The organism is Saccharopolyspora sp. NPDC050389 (assembly GCF_040655595.1).
GTDB lineage: Bacteria > Actinomycetota > Actinomycetes > Mycobacteriales > Pseudonocardiaceae > Saccharopolyspora.
The window spans coordinates 1-19,043 of sequence record NZ_JBFAKG010000005.1 but is presented as its reverse complement, the minus strand read 5'-3'; the positions used below and the strand labels follow the sequence as shown (position 1 = coordinate 19,043).

The following is a 19,043-nucleotide window of genomic DNA, read 5'->3' as shown; positions in this document are numbered from 1 at the left end:
CCGGAGGCCGGTCACCCCAGGACAGAGACGGCGGCTCGCCGTCCGACCGCGGCGGCGAGTCCAATGCGGCGCCGATCCCCGTGAAGCTGGTCGTCGCGGGCGGTTTCGGGGTGGGGAAGACGACCCTCGTCGGTGCGGTGAGCGAGATTCCGCCGCTGACCACCGAAGAGGAGATGACCGTCGCCAGCGAAGGCGTCGACGACCTCACGGGCGTCGAACGCAAGGAGACCACCACGGTCGCGCTGGACTTCGGGCGCATCACCATCTCGGAAGAGATCGTGCTGTACCTGTTCGGCGCGCCGGGCCAGAACCGGTTCTGGCCGCTGTGGAACGACCTGGCGCTCGGTGCGGTCGGCGCCGTCGTGCTGGTCGACACGCGGAAGCTGGAAGAGGCGTTCGCCTCAGTGGACTTCTTCGAGCGGCGCGGCATCCCGTTCGTGGTGGCGGTCAACATCTTCGACGACGCGTACCACTACGAGCCGGAGGAGGTGCGCGAGGCGCTGGTGATCCCGCCGGAGGTGCCGATCGTGATCTGCGACGCCCGGGACCGCGAGCTCGCGAAGAACGCGCTGATCACGTTGGTGCGCCACGCGATCGACCGAACGCCGGCGGACGTCGGCTGAGGCGTGCACGTGAAAAGGGGCGTGGCCGGGATCTTCCCGGCCACGCCCCTTTTTTCGATGGTTCAGACCGCGATCGGTTCGGTCCGGCAGCGGAAGTGCCGCAGCACCGGCGGCGCGTGGCTGATGCGGTAGCCCGGCACCCGCTCGGGGTTCTTGGCGATACCGGCCAGGATTTCGGCCACGTACTCCAGGTGGCTGTGGTCGTAGACGCGGCGCGGCAGCGCCAGCCGGACGAGTTCGAACGGCGCCGGCGTGACCAGCTCGTTGTTCGCGTCGAGCTCGCCGAGGTACAGCGAACCCAGCTCGGCGGCGCGGATCCCGCCCTCCCGGTACAGCGCGCTGGCCAGCGAGTGGCCGGGGAAGTGGCGCGGTTGCAGGTGCGGCAGCAGGCGGCCCGCGTTGAGGTAGATGCCGTGCAAGCCCGACGGGCGCACCGTGTCCACCCCGGCGTCGCGCGCGCGGTCGGCCAGGAACGCCGCCTCCCGCTCGCGGTCGGCGAGGTAGTGCGGGTCCAGCACCTCGCGCAGGCCCTGGGCGAGCTGCTCCAGGGTGTGGCCGGTGAGGCCGCCGTAGGTGCGGAAGCCTTCGGTGGCGATGATGTCCACCTCGCAGCGGTCGGCCAGCTCGGTGTCGTGCACGCCGATGAACGCGCCTTCCGGCGACAGGCCGTCCTTCTTCAGGCTCGCCACCGCGCCGTCGGCGAGCTCGAACGCGCGCCGCGCCACGGCCCGCGGGCTCCACTGCTCGTAGCCGGGCTCCCGCTGGGTGACCAGCCAAGCGTTCTCGGCGAAGCGGGCGGCGTCCAGGATCAGCGGCACGCCGTGCGCGCGGGCGATCGCGCTGATCGCCTCCAGGTTGGCCATCGACACCGGCTGCCCGCCGCCGCCGTTGTTGGTGATGGTGACCAGGATCTGCCCGACGCGGTGGCCGTCCGGGCCGGCGAGGATGCTCTGCACCGCTTCGACGTCGATGTTGCCCTTGAACGGCAGGTCGGCGTCGAGGTCCTGCGCCTCCGGGCAGGGCAGGTCCCAGGCCGCGGAGCCCAGCCGCTCCACATTGGCCCGGGTGGTGTCGAAGTGGGTGTTGCTGAGGCTGATCTTGCCGGGGCCGAGCAGCGCGGTGAACAGCACTCGCTCGGCGGCCCGGCCCTGGTGCACCGGCAGCACGTGCCGGTACGGCACGATGTCGCGCACCGATTCGTGGAACCGGTAGAACGACTCCGCGCCCGCGTACCGCTCGTCCGCCCGCTGCGCCCAGGCCTGCTGGTCGATGGACACCGCGCCGGTGCCGGAGTCGGACAGCAGGTCGATGCTGACCCGGTCGGCCCGGATGTTGAACGGGTTGTGCCCGGCGCGGTCCAGTTCCTGGATCCGCTGTTCCCGAGTGGTGATCGGGATCGGCCGCACGACGGCGGCGACGAATGGGCGGAGGTGCGGCATCTTGGCGTTGCTCCTAAGTGGATTCGGAGTGGATTACCGGGCCTGCCGGGGCGTCCCGCCGTACGCCTCGGATGAGACGTACACGGTGGTCCCGGTCCGGTTCGGGCTCAGCCGCAGCGACACGTGCGCGAGCAGGCCCGCGTTGTCCTCCAGCCGCCGATCCGTGACCGCGTCGATCACCTCGTCGACCACGGCCGGGTCGATGCGGTGCATGCGGAGGTGCTGCTGCACCCGGTCCCGCGCGACGGCGTCGTTCGGCACGTAGTCGCGGATCGGCAGGTAGAGGCTGTAGTTGCTGGGCTTCTCCTGGTCGCCTTCGACGAAGGAGTAGCTGGAGATCAGCGGCCGCCCGGCGAAGACCTCGGTGCCAGGGGCGAGCACCGAGCACAGGTCGCGCACCAGCCCGGGGTCGATGCCGGGCACCCCGGAGGCGGCGAACTCGGCATCGGTGGGCCGCGCGTCGTGCTGGCTGACGTAGAGCTTCACCCGCGACTGCGGGCTGTGGTCCAGGTCGACGGCGAAGAACGTCAGGCGGTCGAGCCCGCCGCGCCGCAGCGCGTACTTGTTGATCGTCGGGTAGGCCTCGGGCAGGCCGAGGCGGGCGAACGCCTCTTCCACCAGGTGCGGAGCCGACTCCGCGCCGCACACCCCGGGGTTGAAGTACACCTTGAACTTCGGCGCGCCGTCGGGCGTGAAGATCAGCGAGAACCACCAGGAGAACTTGCCCTGCGGCTCGGCGCTGGAGAAGAGGTCCTGAACGGAGCGCAGCCGGTCCAGGGACAAGTCGTACCGGTCGGCCATGGCGTCGATCAGGTCGCGGGCGGCCTGCAGGTTGGCGGCGGGGCCGGGGGCGGCGGGGATGGTCTCGGCGAGGATCCGGAGATGCCGCGAGCCGTTGTCCTCGAACTGGACGGAGAACTCGAGCGGGGTGCCGTCGTCGGCCACATCGGACGGCCACAGGGGAGGCTGGGACAGCGGCCTGGAATCGGCGGCCGCGAGGACGTCCCCGAGCAAGCGGACGGGATCGGTCTCGTCGATGCCCACTACACGACAGAGGTTGTGTAACTGGTTTTTGGCTACTTCACCCAGCGTGGCACCGATAGCGCGCATTGGAACCCCGATCCGTGTGATTTCGTCATGAGACAAGTCGGATTCACGTGACGGCGGGTCACGATAATACGCGCGTTCCGAGGCCGCCACCCCTCATGGGGTGATCTTTCGCATCTCTTAATCCGCCTGATGGAACTCAGTGTGAATACGCTGCGTTACGGCAGCTTGCAGACACGTCTCCGAGATCAACTTGTAATGAAACTAAGGTTCACTACGCGGATTGAAACTGCTAGGGACTCCAATTGGAGTTTTCGTTAATCACGGCCGGTAACTATATTCGAAGTTCATCGCGACTTGACTGTTCCGGTAGGTCATGTTCACGGCCGATTGGTTGGCCGGGTCAACAATGGACTCGGCGTAATGTCGACTACCTCGACGATGACAACGTCCGGAATCCGGCCCCGGCGGGCGGCCGGCCCGGCCCGCCGGGGCCGCCGGGCTCACCGGCCGAGGTGCATGCCGCCGCTGACGTGCAGGACCTGACCGGTGATGTGCGAGGCCTCGGGCGAGGCCAGGAACGCGACGAGCGCGGCGACCTCCTCGACGCGGCCGAGTCGGCCGTCGGCGGACCGCGAGGCGACGAACTCTCGGCGTGCGGCGGGGAAGTCGCCGCCGCGGAGGAAGTCGGTGCCCTCGGTCGGGCCGGGGGAGACGACGTTGGCGGTGATGCCACGGGCGCCGAGCTGGAAGGCCAGTTCGGACGTCCAGGGTTCCAACGTGGCCTTGACGGCGCCGTAGCTGCCCTGCCCGGATCGCGCGGTCACCGAGCCCAGGTTGACGATGCGGGCGTTGTCGGCAAGCCGGGGCAGTAGCGCGTGCGTGATCAGCACCGCGCTGAGCACGTTCGCGCCGCGCCGGGCCGCCGTACCGGCTGAGCCCGGCCGAGATCGCGGAGAACTGCCTGGTCAGCGGCGGGGCGATCACGCAGCGCGTGACCAGGGCGGAGGAGTCGGGCCTGGTGCACTCGCAGCGGTCGGCGTCCGGCAAGCGGACGGTGACCGTCGAGCTGACGCCGCGAGGGCACCAGGTCATCGAACGGAACATCGAGGTGCTGCTCGGCGGGAGCGGCAGTTGCTCGCCGGGATGCCAGCTGACGATCAGCGGCAGCTGGAGGGCCTCCTGCGCGACCTGCTGGCCCAGATGAGCCGGGACTGAGCCGGGACTGGGGCGGGCTCACTTCTCCCGCGGCACGCGCCCCATCAGGAAGAACTCGTCGTTCGGCCGCAGCGCCATCAGGTGCGCCAGCCGGTTGGACATGGCGAAGAACGCGGTGATCGCGCCGATGTCCCAGATCTCGTCGTCCGACAACCCCGCAGAGCGGGCCGCGGCCAGCTCGCGCTCGCCGAAGCGCGCCGAATCCTGGGCCACCGACAGCGCCAGGTCGACGATGGCTCGCTGCCGGTCGCTCAGCGGCGCGCCCCACGGGTTCGCGGCCACCAGGTCCGCGAGCTGCTCGTCCTTGGCCCGCACCCGAAGGATCGCGCCGTGCGCGACGATGCAGTAGGTGCAGTGGTTGGCCGCCGAGGTGGCCACCACGACGAGCTCCCGCTCGGCCTTCGACAGGTCGGAGTCGCGTTCCATCAGCGCGTCGTGGTAGTCGCAGAACGCGCGGAGCTCGGCGGGCCGGTGGCCGAGCGCGAGGAACACGTTGGGCACGAACCCGGACTTCTCCGCGATGGCGCCGATCCGTTCCCGGAGGTCCTCGGGGAGGTCCGCCAACCGCACCGACCCGAACCTGCTGATCTCTTCGCCCATGCGGGTACGGTATTACCGCGGCGGCGCGCAGTCGATGGTGTCGGGGCTGGTGTCGGACGGACTCCGGTAGACTTCTTCGGCCAGGGGCGAAGAGTGGAAGCGAGAGTCTTGATGGCACGTGATGGGGACCGCAATGGCTCCGGGGTCCTGAGCCGGATCGATCGTTTCGTCTGGATCCCCGTGGTGCCGATGCTGGTCCTGGCGCTGGTGACGGTGCTCATGGGAGTGCCGCTCCTGGGCCTGATGCTGCTGATCGGCGCACTGGTGCTCGTGGGCTTCGACCTGTGGGTGAACAGCCGCCGCAAGTCCCAGCCGCGCCGCCAGCCGGAACCGCCCCGCCGCGAGCCCGCCCGCAGGCCGGCGCGCCAGGCCCCGCCCCAGCGCGCGGCAGCCCCGCGCGGAGGCGCGCCCCGAAACGGCGCAACGCGCGTCGCGAACCAGCCGCGTCGCAACCCGGCACAGGGATCCAGGCCGCAGCAGCGCCCCTCCGGCGGGCGTCCCGGCGCGCGCCGCTGACCAACGCCCTCCGGTCGTAACGGGGCCGCGACGAGCGGCAGCTTGAGCGCCTTAACCTCAGCAGTGCGACCTTGCCGCCGGTGGCCCGCAAATCAGGGCGTGGGTGGCCGCCGAGATCATTTTCCCTATCGCGGCGGCGAACGGCTGACCGTCGATCAAGAGAAAGATCACGAGCAGCCAGATCGCCGCGACGACAGTGCCGATCAAGCAGGGCTGCGGCGGTTTGGATTCATCATGGCGCTGATCCGATCTTGTCGTCACTGTGTTCGAATTACGGAGAGTTAAGGCCTGCTGAACGATCCGTCGCCGCCTTCCCGCGCCATTGCGGCGGGCGACGCACCAATCTCCGAACGCCGACCAGAGCGACCCAACCTGCATTCGGGCGTCACGATTCGCCCGCCGGGTCCCGTGGTGTGGGGATGAGCTCCCGGAGGTGTTCGCGGTGTTGGGCGGGTAGTGCTGTGCCGCCTGGTCTGGGTGTTCGTCTGGGGTCCACTGTGGGCGGTGGGATGAACTCGGGTCGTCCGTTGTGCATGGTGATGTCCCATCGTTGGTTGTGGAGTGTGCGGTGGTGGTGGCCGCAGAGCATGACCATGTTGTTCAGGTTGGTTGCGCCGCCGTCGACCCAGTGTTGGATGTGGTGTGCTTCGGGTGTTCCCGGCGGCCGGTCGCATCCGGGGAACGCGCACACCCCGTCCCTACGCAGCAACGCCGCACGAATATGCGTGGGCGCGGTCCGCTTCGCCCGACCCACATCCAACGGAAGGCTGTCACCGCCGAGGACGATCGGGAGGATTTCGGCGTCGCAGGCGATCCTGCGTGCGTTCTGTGCGGTGATGGCGCGTTCGGTGTTCAAGGTGCCAGGCATGCCGTACTCGTCGACGAACCCCAAGTTCCGCTTCAGGTCGTCGAAGTCGATGGCGATGGTCATCTGCGGCCGCTGCCCACCCGTGCGCGGCATGCCGTCATGATCCAACGCCAAATCCAGCAACGCGGAGAATCCGTCGGCGTTGCGCTGCCCGACGGTGCGGGGGTCTTTCTCCCCGTCGATCTCGGGGCGGGGCGCGGCGAGGGGCTCGATCAACGCGGCGAACTTCGCGCCGGTTTCCCGGTCCAGCCTCGCTTTGATGATGGTCATGCCATCCCGGGTGGTCGCGTAGTGGAGTTCCCGTGCTTCGTGTTGGGTTTCTTCGTCGTCGTAGGCTCCGTCTTGGTCCAGCAGGTAGCGGATGCGTTCGGCGAGTTTCTCCAGCTCGCGCGGCGACATCGTGCGCGCATACCCCGCGAGCGTCGCTTCGACCTCGCCGGCTTGGTGGCAGCGGGCGTATTCGGGCAACCGGCGGATTCCGTTGACGATGACGCGTGCGTGTTCCAGCCCGATCGCACCCTCGGACAAAGCGGCAGCGGTGTGAGGCAGGTCGGCGGGCATGAGCTCGCCGTGCAGGGTGTGCCGGTCCTCAACAGTGCGGGCCACTGTCACGCGGGTTTTCGCGTCACGAGCATCGATGTTGAGCAGCCCTTGCAACCAGACTTGCAGTGATCGTGCGCCGGTCTCGGCGTGGATGCCCCGGTGGTCGGCTTCGGCGATGTATTGCAACTGCTCCCACATCAACACCCGCATCTCTTGTTCCAAGCTTTGGATGCGGGTGGCGAGTTCGGTGTCGGTGCAGGACACCGCCGACCACGGACCTGCGAGGTCCCCGGTCGCATCCTGGGTGTGCGTCAGCGGTGTCATGCCTCCATTCTCCCTGACTCGAACACGCGTTCGCACGTTTTTTAGAGTCGCTTGATCAGGTGAAACACCGATCGCAGCCCATGAAAACCCCGCCATGGCAACGGAAAAGTTTCACGACACGCCGAAGGCGACACAAACCCCTGCGACGGATCAACCCAAAACCGAACCCCCACCCTCCACCCATCGCGGGGATGGCCCCAAAAGATGCGATGCGGAACCTCTACAAGTCCCAACCACTCAACCAGTGCCCAACCACCCAAAACCCCGACCAAACCAGGCGAACCCAACAGGAAGCTGAGAACCTCAACACCACGACCCAAGCCCAAAGGAGCCCGAGTGCCCCACCCCTGGTGGCGAAACGCGGTGACCTACCAGATCTATCCCCGCAGCTTCGCCGACTCGAACGCCGACGGCGTCGGCGACCTCCCGGGGCTGACGTCCAAGTTGGACTACCTGGCCTGGCTGGGCGTGGACGCGATCTGGCTGACACCCTGCTACCCGTCGCGGTGGGTCGACGGCGGCTACGACATCACCGACCACCGCGGCATCGACCCGAGCCTGGGGACCCTGCGGGACTTCGACCGGATGGTGGCCGTCGCGCACGAGCTCGGCATCCGGGTGCTGATCGACCTCGTGCCCAACCACACCTCGGACCGGCACGAATGGTTCCGGCGGGCCCTGGCCGCGGGCCCCGGTTCCCCGGATCGCGACCGCTACGTCTTCCACGACGGCAAGGGGCCGGGCGGAACGCGCCCGCCGAGCGGCTGGGAGTCGCGTTTCGGCGGCAGCGCTTGGACCCGGGTGGCGGACGGCCAGTGGTACCTGCACCTGTTCGCCCCCGAGCAGCCCGACCTCAACTGGGCGAACCCGGAGGTGCGCGCCGAGTTCCTGGACATCCTGCGGTTCTGGGGGCGCCGCGGTGTCGACGGTTTCCGGGTGGACGTGGCCGCGGCGCTGGTCAAGGACCTGCGCGAGCCGTTGCGCGAGGTCGTCGGCGGGGAGGGCAGCACCGGGCTGGACGATTTCGCTGCCAACCCCGACCACCCGTTCCTGGACCGGCCCGAAGTGCACGACGTGTACCGCGAGTGGAACCGGGTGTTCCACGAGTTCGATCCGCCGCTGGTCGGGGTGGCCGAGGTGTGGGCGCGCGGTGACCGGCGCGTCCGCTACATCCGGCCGGGCGAGCTGCAGCAGGCGTTCGACTTCGAGTTCCTGCGGGTGCGTTGGCAGGCGTCGGAGTACCGGCGGATCGTGTCGGAGTCAATCGCGGGGGCGTCTTCGGTGGGGACCGTGGCGACCTGGGTGCTGGCCAACCACGACGTGGTGCGGCAGGTGTCGGCGCTGGGGCTGCCCGCCGGCGTCGACCCGCGGGTCTGGCTGGCGTCGGGCGGCACCGAACCGCCCGTGGACCTGCAGGTGGGCACCCGGCGGGCGCGGGCGGCGATCCTGTTCGCGCTGGCATTGCCCGGTTCCGCGTACCTGTACCAAGGCGAGGAACTCGGGCTGCCGGAGGTCGCGGACTTGCCCGCGGAGGTCCTGCGGGACCCGAAGTGGGTGCATTCCCAGCACAAGGTGAAGGGGCGCGACGGCTGCCGGGTGCCGTTGCCGTGGACCCGGGACGGGGTGTCCTTCGGCTTCGGCGACGTGCTGCCGTGGCTTCCGCAACCCGCCGACTGGGGCAGGTACTCGGTGGAGGCGCAGCGCGGTGACCCCGGCTCGATGCTGGAGCTCTACCGCGCCGCGCTGCGACTTCGGCGCGGGTTCAGCGGCGACGAGAGGTTCGGCTGGGACGACTGCCACGACGTCGGCGACGTCTTGGCGTTCCGGCGGGGGAACGACGTCTTGGTCCTGGTCAACACCGGCCCTGCGGCCGTCCCGCTCCCACCAGGGGAACTCCTGCTGTCGAGCGCCCCGCTCGAAGCAGGCTTCCTCCCGGCCGACACCACGGTCTGGCTACGCCAGCCCTGACGAAAGCATGGGGACTTTCCTGTCACCGCCGGGCCGCCTTCAGCGCGCCGGAAGTGACAGGAAGGTTCCCATGCTCACTTCGCGGGTTCGGTGCGGCTCTCGTTGAGCCGGGACTTGCGGCGGCCGTAGCCGAAGTACACGACCAGGCCGACCGCCGACCAGATCGCGAAGGTCACCCAGGTGACCGCGTCGAGGCCGAAGATCAGGTACACGCACAGGGCGAGGCCGAGCAGCGGCACCACCGGCATCAGCGGGGTGCGGAAGCTGCGCGGCAGGTCGGGCCGGGTGCGGCGGAGCACCAGGACGCCGATGTTGACCAGCCCGAACGCGACCAGGGTGCCGATGCTGGTGGCCTCGGCGAGCTGGTTGAGCGGCACGACGGCGGCGAGCACCGCCACCACGGCGCCGACCACCACGGTGTTCCGGGCGGGCACCGCGCGCCGGTTCACCTTGGACAGCATTCCCGGCATCAGGCCGTCGCGGGACATCGACACCAGGATCCGCGTCTGCCCGTACAGCACGGTCAGCACGACCGAGGCGATGGCGATCACCGCGCCGAACGCGAGCACCACCGAGGGCCAGCCCTGGCCGGTCACGATGCGCAGCGCGGCGGCCAGCGAGGCGTCGGATCCGCCGAGGACGTCGACGCCGACCGCGCCGACCGCGGCGAAGGCGACCAGCACGTAGATGGCGGTGACGATGGCCAGCGACAGGATGATCGCGCGGGGCAGGTCGCGGGCCGGGTTGCGGGCTTCCTCGCCGGCGGTGGATGCCGCGTCGAAGCCGATGAACGAGAAGAACACCGCCGAGGCGCCCACCGAGATGCCGGCGAATCCGGCCGGGGCGAACGGAGTCATGTTCTCGGAGCGGAACGCCGTGATCGCCACGGCGAAGAAGAACACCAGCACCGCGATCTTGAGCAGGGTGGTGATCGTGGTGGCTCTGGCGCTCTCCCGCACGCCGAGCAGCAGGACGCCCGTGGCGAGCAGCACGATCAGCGCGGCGGGGAAGTTGAACACGCCGCCGTCGCCGGGCGGCGCGGCGAAGATCTCGGGGATGGTGACGCCGATGGTGCCCTGCAGGAACTCGTTCAGGTAGCCGCCCCAGCCGACCGCGACCGCGGCGACCGACACCCCGTACTCCAGCAGCAGGCACCAGCCGCAGATCCAGGCGACGAGCTCGCCGAGCGTGGCGTAGGTGTAGGAGTAGGCCGAGCCGGACACCGGCACGCTGCCCGCGAGCTCGGCGTAGGACAGCGCGGAGCAGAGCGCGGCCACGCCGGCCAGCACGAACGAGACGACCACGGCGGGACCGGCGGCGGGCGCGGCCTCGGCGAGCACCACGAAGATCCCGGTGCCGAGGGTCGCGCCGACCGACAGCGCCACGAGCGGCACCAGGCCGAGGGTCCGGCGCAGTTGGGAGTGCGAGCCGTCGTCGGCGAGTTGCTCGGCGGGTTTGACGCGCAGCAGGGTTCGGGCGAAGGACACGAGGCGTAACGGTATCTCGGTCAGCGGGAAGATCGAGGTCCGACCCGGTTCGCCGCAGGGGTGCTCGACTTCTGGATCGACGCCCGTACTCTGTGCCGGGTGCGACTTGTCATTGCCCGCTGCCAGGTGGACTACGTCGGCCGGCTCACCGCGCACCTGCCCATGGCGCAGCGCCTGCTGCTGGTCAAGGCCGATGGGTCGGTGTCGGTGCACTCCGACGACCGCGCCTACAAGTTGTTCTATCCGGGGTCGAGACAACTGTCTCGGTTCGCGAGGTGGGCACGGACCGTCGTCCGCATGGCCGTTGGATGCTCGATTGTCGTTGGAGGACATCGCCGATGAGGCTCGTGATCGCCCGCTGCCAGGTGGACTACGTCGGCCGGCTGACCGCGCATCTGCCGATGGCCGAACGGTTGCTGCTGGTGAAAGCGGACGGCTCCGTGCTGGTGCATTCGGATGGCGGCTCCTATAAGCCTTTGAATTGGATGTCGCCTCCCTGTTGGTTGATTGAAGAACCCGACAGGTGGATCGTGGAAAACAAGGCGGGGGAAAAGCTCGTTATCGCGATCGACGAAGTTGTGCACGATTTCAAGTACGAACTCGGTGTTGACCCCGGCTTGGTGAAGGATGGAGTCGAGGCGCACCTGCAAAAACTTCTCGCTGAGCACATCGCGACGCTGGGCGATGGGTATTCGCTGATCCGTCGCGAGTACCCGACCGCTATTGGTCCGGTGGACATCTTGTGTCGCGACGATGCTGGCGTGACGGTGGCTGTGGAGATCAAGCGGAGGGGCGAGATTGACGGCGTTGAGCAGCTGACCAGGTACCTGGAACTGCTCAACCGTGATCCGTTGTTGAAACCGGTGAAGGGGATTTTCGCCGCTCAGCAGATCAGGCCGCAGGCCAAGACGCTGGCCGAGGACCGTGGCATCAGATGTGTGGTGCTGGACTACGACGCACTTCGCGGCACCGAATCGGACGATCTGCGGCTCTTCTGACGATCGCCGCCAGGGTGTACTCGTGTCGGCGATCATGTTCGGCCCCGCATGTCCATGTCAACTAGAGGTGATTCTGGCCCGTATTTCGTGATCGAATCGACCCCTCGCTGGTCAGACGGCGTGCAGGATGCGCTTGCGTAGCAAGTCGAAGTTGGCACGTCCGTACATCTGTCGCTTGATCATTTTGATGCGGTTGACGTTGCCCTCCACCGCACCGGAGTTGTGCGGCAGCGTGAGTCCATTGAGGACCGCGTCGTAGTCGCGGTGGATTCCGCGCACGAACCGGTGGAGGTGGGGCAGGTCGTCGGCTTCGACCGCGGCTGCCTCGGTAGCCCCGTTCGCGGATCTCGCGGAACAGTGCGCTGACGTTGGTGATCCCGGCGTTGAACCGTTCGTGCAGGTAGGGCTTGAAGGGATCGAGCAGGCTGGGCCGGCCGACGCGAGAGGTCGCGGTCACCTCCTCCACGCTGGTTGCGCGGTAGAACTTGCGGACGGTCTCCTTGGCCAGCCCGAGTTCTCGCATGATCGGCTTGATGCCCTTGCCCTGAGCCTTGAGCGCTTGGATCTGCTCGAACCGGGCCGTAGAGCGAGTGCCCAGGCTGGAGTTGTTTCGGCGGTCGGCGTGGAGCGCCTCGGCCGCCGCGATCAAATCCGCGGTCTCCGACTCGACTGGTGCATCCGCCGATGCCTCGGGCTGTGTCTCCTCCTTGCGCAGGCAACCATGGTGAGCGGCGACGGTCTTCTCGACCTGCTCGGCCAGGTTGTGCCACAAGTGCCACCGGTCCGCGACCTGGGTCGCCTCTGGTGCACCCGCGCGGGCGCCTTCGGCGTAAGCGCCGGCGCGGTCCCGGCAGATCACCTCGGTGCCGGAATGTTCGCGCAACCAGGCGGCGAACGTGTTGGCCTCCCGGTCGGCCAGCACGTCGACCGGGAGGCGGGTGTCCATGTCGATCAGGACCGTGCCGTAGCGCCGGTTGCGGCGCAACGCGAAGTCATCCACGCCCAACACCGCCACCGGGCCGACCTCGGGATCGGGCAGGCGACGCACCAGGCGCAGCAACGCATTACGGCCGGTGGCCAGACCCAACCGAGCGGCAAGCCGCGCGCCGGCGCGACCGGCCAACGCCACCCCGATCGCAGTCACCATCTCCGCCAGCAGCACGGTCCGCCGACCATAGCGCGTGGTCAGGCCCTTGACCTGCTCGACAAACGTCTTGACCGAGCAATTGGTGGTACGACAGACAAACCGGCGCACCCGCAGAACACAGCATCACCCGCTGGCCAACTACCGCAGCGTCGGCCACCCGACGCTCATAACGGCTGTGCACCCGCGCCGTCTCCTGGCCACAACCAGCGCACACCGCCAACTCAGCATGAGGACGCGCCCACAACCACACCGCGTCGCGGATCTGCTCGACCCGCTCGATCAGCACGCCCGCCAAGTGCGGCAGCAGGCGTTGGGGCAGGAGGGTTTGCTGCGTCAAGTGATGGTCGGTGCTGGAGGCGTGGGCCACAGCTGTAGGAGCCAGCGCTCGATGCCGTCAGATGGCCCAAGCTCGGCCGCCGGCTCTGCCCCCTCCTCCGCTTCTTCCTCTTCCTCCTCCGCGTCCAGCCAGGTGAGGAAGGCCGCGTGTGCTGCGGCTCGTCCACGGCAGCAGGCCCTGAGGGTGTAGATGCCGGCCGGCACCGGGATGACGCAGTCCCCAACGAGGCCGGAGACGAACGAGGCGAGGACGATGTGCGGACCAGCGATCTCCAACTCGCGGAGGGCCGTCAGATCCCACGGACCGGACGGCTCAGGCACGGGATGCTCCCAAAGCTCCAGATCCGCGTGTACGAGGCCATCTTCCAGGACGCTACTAAACAGCACCAAGTCCGGGCCGGCTCCGGTGGTGACGGGAGAGTCCGCGGCGGGGAGCGGTGCCCTGCGTAATGCTGGCGCCTCGGGGTCGGAGAGCCGGAAAAGGTGCCGCTCGACGAAGACGAGACCCGAGGCGGCGATGCGGGGCCGGAGTACAGGCAGGGAAGGGATGCTGGCATCGGTCACAGTGGCGTCGACCTCCTGACGGCCGGGGCAGGAACGGCCCTCGGCCGCCCCCATGCCGGCCTACGATAGGGCAGGGGGCCGTCCGGCTTAGAGAACACTGACAGGGAAGGCGTGGTTCTTGATGACGGCCAACGGCTCCACCTCAAGCAGGTTCGCACCATAGCGCCGATGGGCGTGATTGGGGCTTTGGTTGAACGCGGCGAATCTCATGAGCGGGCTTGGGAACTGCTCGGAGTCAGTCGCCCGACTGTGTCTGTGCCGGTCGCGCCAGAGGCGCCTATATTCCGATGCCCTCGGGTGTGAGCGTCGTCAAGTCTTTTGGACCCAGCATATGCACAGAGTTTGGGGCCACCGTTTCACGTCGGATGGCGCGGCTGAGGTGGGTCTAGAGGATCGTGAGGTGGGTGCTGTGTCCGTCGGCGCGGGCGAAGGGATGGCCCGTCTAGTGCGGCGGTGAACAGGATGTTGGCGGTAGCGGGCTGCGTGGGTTCGGCATTCCCCGGTGCGACTCCGCGTCCTTCGAAGCTGAGCCAGCGTGCTCCGTGTGTGCGGATCGCATCAACAACCGCGGTGGCCGATCCGACGCCAACGCCGCGCGCACCGTATTCCGAGACACACCCAACCGGCGGGCGATCTCCCTGATCGGAACGCCCTCACCACGATGCAAGGGCTTGATAAACGTCCCCGATCAGTACACGTAGACGTACTGATTGAGCACGTTGGTGGAAGGCGACGGATGGCGCTTAGTGGTGCCGTTGGGGTGCACCCAACGCGACGGATGTGTCGCAGACGTGGGGCCCACCTGGATGTACCGAGGGTAACGATTACTTTGCTGAGTTGGGGTTTTTGCTCTGGTTGGCATTGAAGCGCGCTTTCTTCTGACGATTCCCGCACGTGTTCATTTCACACCATCTGCGGGTACGACTTTGGCTGGTGTCGAAGAAGGCGGCTTGGCAGGTTGGCGAAGCGCACAAGGCTAATTTTCCGTCTCGTTCGCCTGCGATGATGCTGATCGCGTCGGCGGCGATCACGCCTAGGGCATCTTCTACGCCGGAAGCCGAGCTGAGTCGCCATCGCCGATTGCCCTCGGGCGTCAGGATAGCCGCGGCCCGACCCTGAATGCTGCAGTCATTGATGATTTGGACAGCAGACGCAGGGAGAGCGTCTTGGATCGCGGCCGCTGTCGCGGCGGCGTGAATTGATTCCCTCAGTTCCCGAGCGAGTTCGAGCTGGGCGGTAGTGCAGGAGTCCACGGCGAGGCCATTCACTACCAGCCAGTCGACGAGTCGCTGCGGCGTGGGAATGCGTTCCACAGCGTTGCCACGACGCTCCGTCAGAGTCCCCGTGAAGCTGGTCGCTAGCACGTTACCGAGGCGAAAGTCAGGGAACCCAGCACGCATGGAACCACCTTAGCAGGTTGCACGCTGACATCGAGACATGTTAGAACCGTCTTAGCCGGTTCGAGACAGGCCCAAGCCGGTTCCGCGATGGCCAGGAGGTCTCATGCCCCGTCCAACCAGCGACGTGCAAGCATTTGAAGCCCACGCAACTGACGCTGACCTCGACGACCTGCGCGCGCGACTAGCCGCCGCGCGGCTACCGGAGGCCGAGACGGTCTATCGCGCCGCGCCCGACCCTCGCCGATGGGAACAGGGCGTTCCTCTCGCCGACCTCGTCGATGTCGTGAACTACTGGCGCACCGGGTACAACTGGCGGTCGTTCGAAGCGCGCCTCAACCGGATCGGCCAGTTCCGCACGACCATTGATGATCTGGGAATCCACTTCCTGCACCGCCGATCCGCGCGCGCAGATGCCACTCCTCTGATCTTGACGCACGGCTGGCCAGACAGCATTGCTCGGTTCATCGATGTAGTAGACGAGCTGGCCGATCCGAAAGACGCAGACGCGCCAGCGTTCCACGTCGTGGTTCCGTCGCTACCAGGCTTTGGTTACAGCGACAAGCCGGCCACCACCGGGTGGGGAACCGAAAAGATCGCGGCCGCATGGGTGGAACTGATGGGAAGGCTCGGCTACAGCAAGTTCGCAGCCCACGGCGGCGACTGGGGAGGCAATATCACCACGGTTCTCGGCGGCAGGTTCCCGGCGCACGTTCTCGGCATCCACACAACGTTCGCGGAGGGACCGCCCGGGTTGACAACGGACGGGCTGACGGCGGTCGAGCGCAAGTGGACCGAGGAAACCCGCGATTTCTGGCGCCACCGCGCGGCGTACGCGAAGCAGCAGGCGACCCGACCGCAGACCATCGGCTACTCGCTCGTCGACTCACCGGTCGGGCTTCTTGCCTGGATCCTTGACAAGTTCGCTGAGTGGTCAGACACCGAAGACAGCCCGTTCGAGACGATTTCCAGAGACCGCATTCTTGACGACGTCACCCTGTATTGGCTGACGCGGACCGGCGCATCGGCGGCCCGCATTTACTACGAAAGCCACAACTCGCTCGATCCCGAACTTCGGGTCGACGTCCCGTCAGCACTCACTATGTATCCCCGCGACGTCGAGAAGTGTCCGCGCCCCTGGGCGCAGGAGCGGTACCGACAGATCGTCCGATGGAGGGCGCCCGAAAACGGGGGACATTTCCCGTCGTTGGAGGTTCCCGAGTATTTCGTCAAGGATCTGCAAGAAGGCCTCGCGGCAGTGCTGGCCGCTAATTGATGAACGCGGCTGGGTGCCGGGATTCGCAATTAGCCCGAGGATCTGAGCTGCGCGCCGAATGCTCGGCCCGGCGAGGGGGCTAGGTTAAAAACCTTTGCGTAGCGTTCGTGGGTTTCTTCCCAGTCGTTGTGTGCCCGGTCTTCTGACATAGGCGCTCTGTTGAGCATTGGCTCGAGACGGCGGAGATAGGCATGTCAACCTGCGGCAGCTTGCGCTCCAACCTCCCAATCCTCAAAGGCCAGTGAGCGTTCGCAGAACGCAGCGATCTCGGTGTTGAGGCCAGGCGCAGATGCGCGGCGAGATCGACGGCGTCGAGCAGCTGACCCGCTACCTGGAGCTGCTGAACCGGGATCCGCTGCTGGCGCCGGTGACCGGGGTGTTCGCGGCGCAGCAGATCAAGCCGCAGGCCCGCACCCTGGCGGAGGACCGCGGGATCCGCTGCGTGGTGCTGGACTACGACCAGCTGCGCGGCATCGAGCCGGACGAGTACCGGCTGTTCTGATTCATCCTTTCCGGTCAGCCTCCGGGCTTCGTCGGCTCGGGGGTGACAGGAAGGTTCCCATGCTCACCCGGCGCGAACCGCTGCGGCGCCGCCGTGCGGGATGAGCCTGGGAACGGCTCTGATCAGGCGGTTTTGATCGCGTTGCCGTCGATCAGGTGGTCGGTTCCCGCGGTGCTCGCCGCGTGCGGCGAGGCGAGGAAGGCGACCAGGGCGGCGACTTCCGCCGGTTCGACGAGCCGCCCGGTGGTCATGCCCGCCTCGGCGGGGAGCTGGGCGAGCAGTTCGTCGAGCCGCACTCCGAGCGAATCGGCGATCGCCGCGCCGTGCCCGTCCTCGGCCTCCCAGAGCGACGTGCGCACCGGCCCGGGGGAGACGGTGTTGACCCGCACGCCCTGCGGCCCGACCTCCGTGGCGAGCGCCTTGCTGAACGCGGTGAGCGCGGCCTTGGCGGTGGTGTAGGGCATCGGCCCGGAGTGCGGTGCGCGGGCGCCGATCGACGAGATGTTGATGATCGCGCCCCGGTTGCGCAGCAGGCTCGGCAGCGCGGCGCGGGTGGTGCGGACCGCGCTGAAGAAGTTCAGGTCGAAGGTCTGCTGCCAGTGCTCTTCGGTGAGGTCGGCGAATCCGGCGAGCAGCCCGCCGTCGCCGCCGCCGACGTTGTTGACGAGCAGGTCGAGTTCACCTGCTGCGGCGACGGCCTGCTCGACGAGGGCCGCCGGTCCGTCCGGTGTGGACAGGTCGGCGGTGATGCCGGTCGCGCCGGTTTCCGCGAGTTCCGGAGTGATCGTGCGTGCCGCGGCGACGACCCGCATGCCTTCGGCGGCGAGCGCGGATGCGACCGCGAGTCCGATGCCGCGGCTGGCGCCGGTCACGAGTGCGGTCTTGCCGGCTAACACCAGGTCCATGTCCCGACTCCTTGTTGCATCTGTGGTGATGCAACAGAAGATATAGATGCAACATCAATGTTGCAAGTAAGTGGGTAGATGGGACTGCGGTGTAGTCTTCCGGCGGCTGGGAGGTGGCTGTGGCACGAGCGATGCGAGCGGACTCCGAGCGGACCGCGCGGTTGATCCTGGAGGCGGCCGAACGGGTGCTCCGCGAGGACCCGGCGGCGCCGATGGAGCAGATCGCCAAGGCGGCCGGGGTTGCGCGCACGACGGTGCACCGGCGCTTCGCCAGCCGGGAAGCGCTGGTTGAGGCGATGGCGGTCTGGGCGGCCGAGCAGTTCCGCGACGCGGTCTGGGCCGCTCGCCCGGACGTCGCTCCGCCGCTGGTCGCGCTGCACCAGGCCACCGCGAACGTGTTGCGGGTGAAGGCCGGCTGGGGATTCGCGATGAGTCGCGCGATCGGCGGCGAGGTCGAGCGCATCCACGGCGAGGTGCAGCAGGCGTGCGTTCGGCTCATCCGCCGCGCCCGGGACGCCGGTGCGCTGCGCGCCGACGCCGACCTGGAGTGGGTGAGGCGGGTCTACTACGCCCTGATCCACGAGGCCGCCGAGGAGAGCAAGGCGGGCGCCGACACCGACGAGATGGCCGCGCGCGTCGTGGACACCCTGCTGAAAGGCGTTGGCGCGTAGCGGGAGCGCCGTCAGCCGCGGTCGGGCTTGCCGTGGCAGCCGCACGGCCGCAGCCGCACGGAGGTCCACGGAGTCAGCAGCAGGGCGAGGTGTCGCCAGAACTGGTCCGACCGGTCGCGGACGCGTTGCACGTCGTTCTTGGTCTGGTCGTTCGGGTCCGTCGCCAGTCCGTCGATGATCGCCAGATCGATCCGGGCGTTCACAGCTCCACCCCCGTCGCTGCGCATGTGCCAACAGTGACGGTACCGGTCACATTCCGTTGCGGGGAGCGGATTTTCGCATATCACTCGCATGGCCCTGCCGGATCGCGCGGCTCGTTACGCCCCGTGTGCCGCGAGGCGCACGAACGGGCAGTCCGCCCGGCGGAAATCGCCTGATCGATTTAGTGTCGAGATCCAACGAAATGATATCGGCGCGATGTGATCCGCTCCACTGTGCGGTACTGTCCGGCTGCTGTCGCGAGTGTGGTGGTTGTCGTTCGACTTTGTTGGGTCTGGAGGTGGCGTGGCGGTGCTGCTAGCTCAGGGTCAGCTGCTGGATGCCAACGCGGTGGATTTTGCGTTGTTGGCGTTGTATTTCGTTTTTGTGCTGGGTATTGGTTATCTGGCGCGGCG

18 protein-coding genes and 6 pseudogenes are annotated in these 19,043 nt (G+C 67.7%); 9 read left to right on the top strand and 15 right to left on the bottom strand.

Translation table 11 applies throughout. The features are described from left to right. The first annotated feature begins 74 nt into the window (after positions 1-74). A complete protein-coding gene (locus tag AB0I53_RS04475) occupies positions 75-623 on the top strand; it encodes an ATP/GTP-binding protein (protein WP_358596769.1) in 549 nt (182 codons plus the stop codon). Between the two features lie 62 nt (positions 624-685). Here the strand turns inward: AB0I53_RS04475 and AB0I53_RS04470 are convergent, their stop codons facing one another. The 3 genes from AB0I53_RS04470 to AB0I53_RS04460 all read right to left on the bottom strand — a co-directional run bounded on the left by AB0I53_RS04470 (position 686) and on the right by AB0I53_RS04460 (position 4,014). Next, complete coding sequence (locus AB0I53_RS04470; RefSeq protein WP_358596306.1) at positions 686-2,062, bottom strand: tryptophanase; 1,377 nt, start codon at positions 2,060-2,062, stop codon at positions 686-688. Between the two features lie 33 nt (positions 2,063-2,095). After that, positions 2,096-3,106: a tryptophan dimethylallyltransferase family protein gene (locus tag AB0I53_RS04465; RefSeq protein WP_358596303.1), complete on the bottom strand. Its 1,011-nt coding sequence runs from the start codon at positions 3,104-3,106 to the stop codon at positions 2,096-2,098. A 506-nt stretch (positions 3,107-3,612) separates the two neighbouring features. Beyond that, complete coding sequence (locus tag AB0I53_RS04460; protein WP_358596300.1) at positions 3,613-4,014, bottom strand: SDR family oxidoreductase; 402 nt, start codon at positions 4,012-4,014, stop codon at positions 3,613-3,615. 26 nt (positions 4,015-4,040) lie between these two features. Here AB0I53_RS04460 and AB0I53_RS04455 point away from each other — a divergent pair. Then, positions 4,041-4,316: pseudogene (locus tag AB0I53_RS04455) on the top strand (hypothetical protein); the annotation flags it as partial. Between the two features lie 29 nt (positions 4,317-4,345). Here the strand turns inward: AB0I53_RS04455 and AB0I53_RS04450 are convergent. Further along, a complete protein-coding gene (locus AB0I53_RS04450) occupies positions 4,346-4,927 on the bottom strand; it encodes a peroxidase-related enzyme (RefSeq protein WP_358596297.1) in 582 nt (193 codons plus the stop codon). Positions 4,928-5,038: 111 nt separating this feature from the next. Here AB0I53_RS04450 and AB0I53_RS04445 point away from each other — a divergent pair, with 111 nt between their 5' ends. Then, positions 5,039-5,443 (top strand): hypothetical protein, encoded by a 405-nt coding sequence (locus AB0I53_RS04445; RefSeq protein ID WP_358596294.1) that lies wholly within the window; start codon positions 5,039-5,041, stop codon positions 5,441-5,443. A 57-nt stretch (positions 5,444-5,500) separates the two neighbouring features. Here AB0I53_RS04445 and AB0I53_RS04440 read toward each other — a convergent pair whose 3' ends face one another. Beyond that, entirely contained in the window at positions 5,501-5,650 is a 150-nt protein-coding gene (locus AB0I53_RS04440; protein WP_358596291.1) for a hypothetical protein, read from the bottom strand. A gap of 178 nt (positions 5,651-5,828) precedes the next feature. Beyond that, the gene (locus AB0I53_RS04435; RefSeq protein WP_358596288.1) at positions 5,829-7,178 is read right to left on the bottom strand and encodes a DUF222 domain-containing protein; all 1,350 of its coding nucleotides are present in this window, start codon (positions 7,176-7,178) and stop codon (positions 5,829-5,831) included. A gap of 336 nt (positions 7,179-7,514) precedes the next feature. Here AB0I53_RS04435 and AB0I53_RS04430 point away from each other — a divergent pair, with 336 nt between their 5' ends. Continuing rightward, on the top strand, positions 7,515-9,146 hold the full coding sequence (locus AB0I53_RS04430; protein WP_358596285.1) for an alpha-amylase family glycosyl hydrolase: 1,632 nt from the start codon (positions 7,515-7,517) through the stop codon (positions 9,144-9,146). A gap of 74 nt (positions 9,147-9,220) precedes the next feature. Here the strand turns inward: AB0I53_RS04430 and AB0I53_RS04425 are convergent, their stop codons facing one another. Beyond that, positions 9,221-10,633 (bottom strand): amino acid permease, encoded by a 1,413-nt coding sequence (locus AB0I53_RS04425; RefSeq protein WP_358596282.1) that lies wholly within the window; start codon positions 10,631-10,633, stop codon positions 9,221-9,223. A 99-nt stretch (positions 10,634-10,732) separates the two neighbouring features. Here AB0I53_RS04425 and AB0I53_RS04420 point away from each other — a divergent pair. Together AB0I53_RS04420 and nucS are read left to right on the top strand one after the other, a co-directional pair. Beyond that, a pseudogene (locus AB0I53_RS04420) lies at positions 10,733-10,867 on the top strand (endonuclease); the annotation flags it as partial. Between the two features lie 104 nt (positions 10,868-10,971). Further along, positions 10,972-11,631, top strand: coding sequence for an endonuclease NucS (gene nucS, locus AB0I53_RS04415; RefSeq protein WP_358596279.1), 660 nt, complete (start codon positions 10,972-10,974; stop codon positions 11,629-11,631). Positions 11,632-11,742: 111 nt separating this feature from the next. Here the strand turns inward: nucS and AB0I53_RS04410 are convergent, their stop codons facing one another. The 6 genes and pseudogenes from AB0I53_RS04410 to AB0I53_RS04385 all read right to left on the bottom strand — a co-directional run bounded on the left by AB0I53_RS04410 (position 11,743) and on the right by AB0I53_RS04385 (position 15,078). Further along, positions 11,743-11,910 (bottom strand): transposase, encoded by a 168-nt coding sequence (locus tag AB0I53_RS04410; RefSeq protein ID WP_358596766.1) that lies wholly within the window; start codon positions 11,908-11,910, stop codon positions 11,743-11,745. Between the two features lie 391 nt (positions 11,911-12,301). After that, positions 12,302-12,886: pseudogene (locus AB0I53_RS04405) on the bottom strand (ISL3 family transposase); the annotation flags it as partial. A gap of 22 nt (positions 12,887-12,908) precedes the next feature. After that, positions 12,909-12,992 (bottom strand): annotated as a pseudogene (locus tag AB0I53_RS04400) (transposase family protein); the annotation flags it as partial. A 119-nt stretch (positions 12,993-13,111) separates the two neighbouring features. Beyond that, a complete protein-coding gene (locus AB0I53_RS04395; RefSeq protein WP_358596276.1) occupies positions 13,112-13,732 on the bottom strand; it encodes a hypothetical protein in 621 nt (206 codons plus the stop codon). Positions 13,733-14,243: 511 nt separating this feature from the next. Then, positions 14,244-14,354, bottom strand: a pseudogene (locus AB0I53_RS04390) (sigma factor-like helix-turn-helix DNA-binding protein); the annotation flags it as partial. A 148-nt stretch (positions 14,355-14,502) separates the two neighbouring features. Beyond that, positions 14,503-15,078 (bottom strand): CGNR zinc finger domain-containing protein, encoded by a 576-nt coding sequence (locus tag AB0I53_RS04385; RefSeq protein ID WP_358596273.1) that lies wholly within the window; start codon positions 15,076-15,078, stop codon positions 14,503-14,505. A gap of 103 nt (positions 15,079-15,181) precedes the next feature. Here AB0I53_RS04385 and AB0I53_RS04380 point away from each other — a divergent pair, with 103 nt between their 5' ends. Together AB0I53_RS04380 and AB0I53_RS04375 are read left to right on the top strand one after the other, a co-directional pair. Further along, on the top strand, positions 15,182-16,351 hold the full coding sequence (locus tag AB0I53_RS04380; RefSeq protein WP_358596270.1) for an epoxide hydrolase family protein: 1,170 nt from the start codon (positions 15,182-15,184) through the stop codon (positions 16,349-16,351). A gap of 292 nt (positions 16,352-16,643) precedes the next feature. After that, positions 16,644-16,853 (top strand): annotated as a pseudogene (locus AB0I53_RS04375) (endonuclease NucS domain-containing protein); the annotation flags it as partial. 122 nt (positions 16,854-16,975) lie between these two features. On the opposite strand, the gene AB0I53_RS04370 reads toward AB0I53_RS04375, so the two are convergent. Then, entirely contained in the window at positions 16,976-17,758 is a 783-nt protein-coding gene (locus AB0I53_RS04370) for an oxidoreductase (protein WP_358596267.1), read from the bottom strand. Between the two features lie 119 nt (positions 17,759-17,877). Here AB0I53_RS04370 and AB0I53_RS04365 point away from each other — a divergent pair, with 119 nt between their 5' ends. Next, on the top strand, positions 17,878-18,429 hold the full coding sequence (locus AB0I53_RS04365) for a helix-turn-helix domain-containing protein (RefSeq protein ID WP_358596264.1): 552 nt from the start codon (positions 17,878-17,880) through the stop codon (positions 18,427-18,429). An 11-nt stretch (positions 18,430-18,440) separates the two neighbouring features. On the opposite strand, the gene AB0I53_RS04360 is transcribed toward AB0I53_RS04365, so the two are convergent. Then, on the bottom strand, positions 18,441-18,632 hold the full coding sequence (locus AB0I53_RS04360; protein WP_358596261.1) for a hypothetical protein: 192 nt from the start codon (positions 18,630-18,632) through the stop codon (positions 18,441-18,443). Positions 18,633-19,043: the final 411 nt, after the last annotated feature.